The 7957-nt window shown below is 42.3% G+C and carries 5 protein-coding genes and 2 pseudogenes; 2 read left to right on the top strand and 5 right to left on the bottom strand.

From position 1 onward, the window contains the following. The 5 genes and pseudogenes from SMIDD26_RS10565 to SMIDD26_RS10545 form a co-directional block, all read right to left on the bottom strand. A partial coding sequence (locus SMIDD26_RS10565) for a GNAT family N-acetyltransferase (protein ID WP_246747038.1) occupies nucleotides 1-486 on the bottom strand: 486 nt, incomplete at its 3' end. Beyond that, a complete protein-coding gene (locus tag SMIDD26_RS10560; RefSeq protein WP_061440077.1) occupies nucleotides 483-944 on the bottom strand; it encodes a GNAT family N-acetyltransferase in 462 nt (153 codons plus the stop codon). The genes SMIDD26_RS10560 and SMIDD26_RS10565, both read right to left, overlap by 4 nt. A gap of 9 nt (nucleotides 945-953) precedes the next feature. After that, nucleotides 954-2288 (bottom strand): UDP-N-acetylmuramate--L-alanine ligase, encoded by a 1335-nt coding sequence (gene murC, locus SMIDD26_RS10555; RefSeq protein ID WP_061440076.1) that lies wholly within the window; start codon nucleotides 2286-2288, stop codon nucleotides 954-956. A 10-nt stretch (nucleotides 2289-2298) separates the two neighbouring features. Then, entirely contained in the window at nucleotides 2299-2916 is a 618-nt protein-coding gene (locus SMIDD26_RS10550; RefSeq protein WP_061440075.1) for a divisome accessory protein ZapJ, read from the bottom strand. Between the two features lie 47 nt (nucleotides 2917-2963). Continuing rightward, nucleotides 2964-6063: pseudogene (locus SMIDD26_RS10545) on the bottom strand (DEAD/DEAH box helicase). Between the two features lie 222 nt (nucleotides 6064-6285). On the opposite strand from SMIDD26_RS10545, the gene SMIDD26_RS10540 reads away from it, so the two are divergent. Together SMIDD26_RS10540 and SMIDD26_RS13420 are read left to right on the top strand one after the other, a co-directional pair. Next, complete coding sequence (locus tag SMIDD26_RS10540) at nucleotides 6286-7602, top strand: FAD-containing oxidoreductase (RefSeq protein WP_061440074.1); 1317 nt, start codon at nucleotides 6286-6288, stop codon at nucleotides 7600-7602. Nucleotides 7603-7700: 98 nt separating this feature from the next. Then, nucleotides 7701-7957, top strand: a pseudogene (locus SMIDD26_RS13420) (DUF1727 domain-containing protein); the annotation flags it as partial.

The following is a 7957-nucleotide window of genomic DNA, read 5'->3' as shown; positions in this document are numbered from 1 at the left end:
AGCTTCCCAGACCATATCATACCAAGTTTCCCCTGCAAAGGTTGACTGGGACAGGCCTTCATTGACAAATCCGTGTTTTTCATAGTAGGCGATGAGATAGTCATGACAGGTTAGGTTAATGCCATCTCTCTCATCTTCAAGAGCAACTTCTTTCAAGGCTGTTAGCAATTTCTGACCCAGTCCGAGGCCCTGTGCCTCCTTGGCAATAGACAGACAGGTCACAGAGATATAGCCACCAGTCTCATGACTATAGTCTTTTATGTCTTCTGTAAAAGACTGGTCTTGCAGATAGCGGTGGGGGGCAACTGGCCCTTCGATATAACCCATGATCCTACCTTCTTTTTCTGCAACCAGAAAAGAGGTCTGAATTTCTCGCAAATGTGCCTCAAAAACAGAGCGAGGAATGGCTTCTTCAATCGAGAAATTTTCTAGTTCAATCTCAACGATACGATCTAAATCTTCTAATCTTGCTTTCCTGATTTTCATTTTGCCTCCAGATAAAAAGGATTAAACCAAATCATACTAAAACCCTGGCTAGTTGCATAAAGCGAAGTTTCTTCATCGATAAAACCGTTCATTTCAAAGTATGAAAGCAACTCATCAGGACTCTCCAAACGAATCCCTTTGTAATCCTGCTCAACTGCCACCTCTTTCAAGGCTGCAAGAAGAAGCGTTCCCAAGCCCTGTCTCTGATGGTCAGAATCAATAACTAAAGAATGTACTTTTAGACATTGCGGTTTGTCTGACTGAGGACTTGATAGAATATAGCCTAAAAGTTGATTTTCATCCCTAGCTAGAAGAAAGGTATCCGCACACTTACGGATACTTTCTTCTAAAATATGGGAAGGTTGCTGCTTTTCAGCTGGAAAAGATGTGGCCTGAAGTGCCTCTATCTCAGCCAAATCAGACTTACTTGCCTGAATAATCTTAATTGGAATTTCCATGGGAGCATCCTATTGAACATTACTTGTCAAGTTAGACAAGAGACGCTCAAATGAGTATTCATAGGTTTGGATGTCTCCTGCTCCCATAAAGACATAGACAGCATTGTCATGGTCTAGGAGGGGAGAAACATTTTCAACAGTGATCACTTGGTGTTTTTTGTTGATTTTGTTGGCTAGGTCTTCTACCTTAACATCTCCATGGTCCACTTCACGAGCAGATCCATAAATTTGTGCTAGGTAAACAGCATCCGCTTGGTTCAAAGCGTGAGCAAATTCGTCCAACAAGGCAATGGTTCTTGTAAAGGTATGCGGTTGGAAGACTGCTACAATTTCCTTGCTTGGGTATTTCTGACGAGCCGCATCCAAGGTCGCAATAATTTCTGTTGGATGGTGGGCAAAGTCATCGATAATAACTGTATCATTGACAATTTTCTCAGTGAAACGACGCTTAACACCGGCAAATGTTTTCAAGTGCTCACGCACCAAGTTCAAATCAAATCCTGCTGTGTAAAGAAGACCAATAACGGCTGTCGCATTCATGATATTGTGACGACCGAAGGTTGGAATGTGGAATTGCCCCAAGTCTTGTCCACGGAAATGAACGGTGAAGGTTGAACCAGTTGTTGAACGAAGAAGTTCGCTAGCTACAAAGTCATTACCTTCTGCTTCAAAACCATAGTAATAAATTGGTGCATCTGATGTAATTTTACGCAATTCTGCATCTTCACCATAGACAAAAAGACCCTTGGTAATTTGTTTAGCATAGTCGTTAAAGGCATTGAAAACATCCTCGAGACTTGTGAAATAGTCTGGATGGTCAAAGTCAATGTTGGTAATAATAGAGTATTCTGGGTGATAAGGCATGAAGTGACGCTCATATTCGTCAGATTCAAAGACAAAATATTTGGCATTGGCCGAACCACGACCTGTTCCATCTCCAATCAAGAAGCTAGTGTCTGTGATGTGAGACAAGACATGCGACAACATACCTGTCGTTGAAGTTTTTCCGTGCGCTCCTGCTACTCCCATGCTAACAAAGTCACGCATAAAGCTACCAAGAAACTCATGATAACGTTTGTAGCTGATACCATTTTGGTCTGCATAGGCAATTTCAACGTTGTTATCTGGACGGAAGGCATTTCCAGCGATAATTTCCATATCACCGTCTAGGTTCTTTTCATCAAAAGGAAGAATAGTAATTCCTGCCTGCTCAAGACCACGTTGAGTAAAGTAGTACTTTTCAACATCTGATCCCTGTACCTTATGCCCCATTTGGTGCAACATCAAGGCCAAGGCACTCATCCCTGATCCCTTAATTCCGATAAAATGATATGTCTTTGACATGTTTCCTCCCCTATTCTGTAATTCTGGTCAGATTCAACTCTTGGGCAACCCGACGTTCTTGTTCTGTTTGTTTACTTTTTTTATTGTAGATTTGGCTCTTCTTTAGAAAATCATAGTTGTTTTTCTTTGGAGCAGGTGCTGCCACTTCTTCATTCTTGGTAGGGATAGAATGAACTTCTTCCGCCAAGATATAATGAGACTGGGTCAATTTTTGGCTATATTTGACAAATTCACCAGGATTTTCCTTTTGGAAAGGCGCTGTCGGTTGATTGCCCTGTCTAAGAAGTCCTGATTTAGAATGACGTCTCGCACGGCTGAAATCCTGAGTTAGATAGTTAGCAGAGCGTTTCTTTTTCAAGTCTGCACGCGCTTCTTCACGCGCCACCTCCGCATAGCTCTTTCCTTCTTTTTTTACCCCTAAAGGAGCTTTTTTAGGTTTCTCGACTTGCTTTTCAATCGGTTTGACTGGCGCCTCTTCAGTAATAGGAGCCCATTCTAAATAATTTTTATCTCGATACTCACCCTTGATATTACTGATCAGATCAGACTCATCATAGAGATTCATGACTGGCATTTCAGTCAACATGACCTCGTCATCTGACACCAATGGAAATCGTTCTTGTTTCATTTTCTATTTCCTTTCAACACTTCATTATAGCGTATTGTCTTGATTTTTCAAGTGCTGGCTTCAGAAATTCCCAAAATTTCTCTAATTTCTGCTAGGGTAAGACTACCACGTGACTCTGTTCCATCCAATACTTGTGACACCAGATGTTTCTTCTGTTCTTGGAGTTCCTGAATTTTTTCTTCGATAGTTCCTTTAGTTACCAAGCGATAGACCTCAACCGTTTCTTCCTGTCCCATCCGATGGGCACGACCAATGGCTTGCGCCTCCACCGCAGGATTCCACCAAAGGTCAACCAAAATAACCGTATCAGCACCTGTCAGGTTCAGACCAACCCCACCCGCCTTGAGGGAAATCAGAAAGGCATCTCTTTCCCCTTGGTTAAAGGCTTTGGTCATGTCTTGTCTTTCCTTGGCTGGGGTTGAACCCGTAATTTTAAAGGAAGTCAAGCCTAAGTCTGGCAATTCTTGTTCAATTTTCTCCAACATTCCCTTGAACTGAGAGAAGATCAAGACACGGTGTCCACCGTCTGCCACCTGGACCAGCAGGTCTCGAAGACTATCCAGCTTGCCACTGGCTCCCTGATAATCTTCCATAAAGAGGGCAGGAGTGTCACAGATTTGGCGCAAGCGCATCAGACCAGATAAAATTTCCACACGACTTCGCTGAAATTCCTGGTCTGACACTTGAGCCAATCTATCTCTCATCTGTTGCAACTGGGCTAGGTAGATAGCCTTTTGCTGGTCTTCCAGTTCATTCTTATAAACTACTTCAATCAAGTCTGGTAATTCAGTCAGCACTTCTTCTTTCTTGCGCCTCATCACGAAAGGCTTGATAAACTGAGCCACGCGTTCAGCTGGCAATTTCATAAATTCTTTCTTGCTTGGCAAAAGTCCTGGCATGACGATTTGGAAAATAGACCACAACTCACCCAGATGGTTTTCAATCGGCGTTCCTGACAAGGCAAAGACCGACGGCACCACAAATTGTCTCAAGGTCTGGGCAATCTTGGTCTGGGCATTTTTCATGACCTGAGCCTCATCTAAGAAAAGGAAGTCAAAGGCCACTCCCCTGATAAAGTTCACTGTCCTGACGGAAAGTGGCATAGCTGGTCACATAGATTTGATGGCTCTCAGCAAGAATCTCTTCACGACTAGCTTTCAAACCATGAACAACAGCCACATCCAACTGTGGGGCAAACTTCTGAAATTCATCTGCCCAGTTGTAAATCAAACCTGACGGTGCTAAAACCAAAACCCGACTTTCTTTTGTCACTTGACTGGTCAAAAAAGCAATGGCCTGAAGAGTTTTCCCCAATCCCATATCATCAGCCAAAATCCCACCAAAACCATAATGATGGAGCATTTGTAGCCAGCCGATTCCCTTTTCCTGATAATCTCGCAAATCAGCCTGAACCTGAGTTGCTTGTCTAGGGAAGTCCTCTGGATGCGTCAAATCATGAGCCAGATTCTGGAATTCTTGTGAAAAAGAAACACGATCACGCCCTTCAAAGAGATGAGCTAAACTGTAGGCCAATGATTTCCGAGCCTGCAAGGAGCCATCTTTTAGTTCAAACTGCCCCAGTTCCTGTAAATTTTGGCGAATTTTCTTGGTTTCTTCATCGAAAAAGTAGACTTGTTTAGACGAATCAATATAAAAATCTTGATTGGCAACCAAGGCCTGCATGGCTTGGTCAATTTCCTCTTGGGCAATATCTTGAAAATCAAACTGGATTTCCAAGAGACCTCCCTTGGAAGCAATCTGCACTTGAGGACTTGCTAGACTATAAAGTTCTGCTAACTTGTCTGATAGGTCAACCTGCCCGAGTTTTTCAAAGATTGGAATGATTTCGTGAAAGAAATGATAGACAGACTCGGCTTTTAAGGCCTGACGCCAAGATTGAAAGTCTGCTTCAAAGCCCGCAGTCAAACAGACTTGGAAAACTCTTTCTTCTAAGTCAGCATCACTCGAAAATGGTAATTCTTCTAACTCTTGTCGGCTTGATACCTGCCTATCTCCATAATCAAACTGAATTTCTAAACGAATCCGATTATCTTCTTCCCTGTCAAAGTAAAAAGAGGGCGCAAAAGTTTTGATTTGTAACCGTTCTGGAGCTGAAACGATCCCCATCTGGCCAAAGAGCGTTAGACAAGAAGCCAACTTATCTCGGTCACTGCTATCAAATTGCAGGTATTTCTTTCCATGTTGATCCAAAGGTAGCGCTTTAATTTCCTTGAGAAGACGCATCTGCTGGTCTGTTAGAAAATAAACCTGACCTTTATGGAAAAGTACTGCTCCCTGATAAAAGACATTGACCCTTGGACTCTCGCTGATTTCCATTTCAAAATAATCCGAGTATTCTGTTACTGTAAAGGCAAATAGATTGGCATCAGCATGCATATCCTGAAAAAGCAGGGTCTGATAGCTATCCACTTGATGGTCAAATTGAAAATGCGGCAAGGTCATCAGTAAATTCACACCCTGCTCAAAAAAAGTCAGAGGGAAAAAGAGATGCCGACCCTGGTTTTGGAAAAAGAGGTCTGGAGCCTGTCCTTCCTCCATCAGTCCACGCAAGAAAGTCAGAAGTTCTTGGCTAGCCTCATCAAAGGCTTCCCAAGAAAGAGACTCCTCATAAATCTTGCCAATCATATAAGACTTTCTCTGCTCGACAATCCTTAAAAAGAGTGGAATATCCCGAATGACGTAGTATTTTTGGCTATTGATTTGGCCGATTCTCAGAGTCCACAAGATATGATTAGTTCCTGCTTCCACTTGCCCCACAGCCGATAATTCATAGGCACGTTCTGATTTTGGAGACAAGATTCGGTCCAAAAATTTGCCACCCAAGGTCACCTTGGTTTCAACGGCCTCTTTTTCCTCATGACCTTCTTCCAGACTCTGCAAGATTTCCTGACCACGCTCATCATTTTTCAGAAAATGCTCCAGCGCTGCCAAATGCACACAGTAGCCCCTCTTTTGGAAAAAATCGCAAGCACAAAAAACCAAATCATCCTCTAAACTATAGCGCAGTTCTTCTTCTGCAACGCGAGCGTAGAGCCGATTGTTCTTTTCCTTGATGATGTCAACCTTACCAGTTTCATAAAGGGCAACGCCTTCGATACGGACTTTCCCCGGAATCAATTTAGCCATATTTTTACCTTTACCTTATCTTTTTATTATACCATATTTTCCCCTATGAAAATAGCCTTCTAGGGATACTTTTCGGCTAATTTCAAGTTACCGAATTTCAAGTTACCCTGAGAAAATGAGGCTGAAATTTCCACTATTTCATAAACTTTTTTAAAGCGTAGCAGAATTGTGCAAAAGTTTTTTTCTTGTGCTAGAATGAAATTCGAATAGGAGGAACTCTAAATGTTAACATACGATTTAATTGTTATTGGATTTGGTAAAGCTGGTAAAACACTAGCAGGTAAATTGGCTTCAGCTGGCAAAAAAGTTGCCCTCGTTGAACGTAGCAAGGCTATGTACGGTGGAACTTGTATCAACATTGGTTGTATCCCAACTAAGACTTTGCTAGTTGCTGCTGAGAAGGACTTGTCTTTTGAAGAAGTGATTGCTACTAAAAACACGATCACTGGTCGCCTCAACGGTAAAAACTATGCGACTGTTGCTGGTACAGGCGTAGATATCTTTGATGCGGAAGCTCACTTCCTTTCAAATAAAGTCATCGAAATCCAAGCTGGTGATGAAAAGAAAGAACTGACTGCTGAAACAATCGTCATCAACACTGGTGCTGTTTCAAACGTCTTGCCAATCCCTGGACTTGCTACAAGCAAAAACATCTTTGACTCAACAGGTATCCAAAACTTGGACAAATTACCTGAAAAACTTGGAATCCTTGGTGGCGGAAATATCGGTCTTGAATTTGCCGGTCTTTACAACAAACTTGGAAGCAAGGTCACAGTCCTAGATGCCTTGGATACTTTCCTTCCTCGTGCAGAACCTTCCATCGCAGCTCTTGCTAAACAATATATGGAAGAAGATGGCATTGAATTGCTTCAAAATATCCATACTACTGAAATCAAAAACGACGGTGACCAAGTGCTTGTCGTAACTGAAAACGAAACTTACCGTTTCGATGCCCTTCTCTACGCAACTGGACGTAAACCAAATGTAGAACCACTTCAACTTGAAAATACAGATATTGAACTCACTGAACGTGGTGCTATTAAAGTAGACAAACATTGTCAAACAAACGTTCCTGGTGTCTTTGCAGTTGGAGATGTCAACGGTGGCCTTCAATTTACTTACATTTCACTGGATGACTTCCGTGTTGTTTACAGCTACCTTGCTGGAGATGGCAGCTACACACTTGAAGACCGTCTCAATGTACCAAACACCATGTTTATCACACCTGCACTTTCACAAGTTGGTTTGACTGAAAGCCAAGCAGCTGATTTGAAACTTCCATACGCAGTGAAAGAAATCCCTGTTGCAGCAATGCCTCGTGGTCACGTAAATGGAGACCTTCGCGGAGCTTTCAAAGCTGTTGTTAATACTGAAACAAAAGAAATTCTTGGAGCAAGCATCTTCTCAGAAGGTTCTCAAGAAATCATCAACATCATCACTGTTGCTATGGACAACAAGATTCCTTACACTTACTTCACAAAACAAATCTTCACTCACCCAACCTTGGCTGAGAACTTGAATGACTTGTTTGCGATTTAAGTTGAAATCTCATCTTAACTGACAGCCCTCTTTGGGCTGTTTTTGCTTCTGTGAAACACCAAATCTGTCTTTTCCCTCTTTTGTGATATAATAGAAACATGAACTTAAAAACTACTTTGGGCCTTCTTGCTGGGCGTTCTTCCCACTTGATTTTGAGCCGTCTTGGCCGTGGAAGTACCCTTCCAGGAAAACTTGCCCTTCAATTTGATAAAGATATTTTACAAAACCTAGCTAAGAACTACGAGATTGTCGTGGTCACTGGAACAAATGGAAAAACCCTGACAACTGCCCTCACTGTCGGCATTTTAAAAGAGGTTTATGGTCAAGTTCTGACCAACCCAAGCGGTGCCAACAT

It is taken from the genome of Streptococcus mitis, from assembly GCF_001579035.1.
Classification (GTDB): Bacteria; Bacillota; Bacilli; order Lactobacillales; family Streptococcaceae; genus Streptococcus; species Streptococcus mitis_J.
Note: the sequence above shows the minus strand (reverse complement) of the source record. Positions and strands in the feature narration are given on the sequence as shown.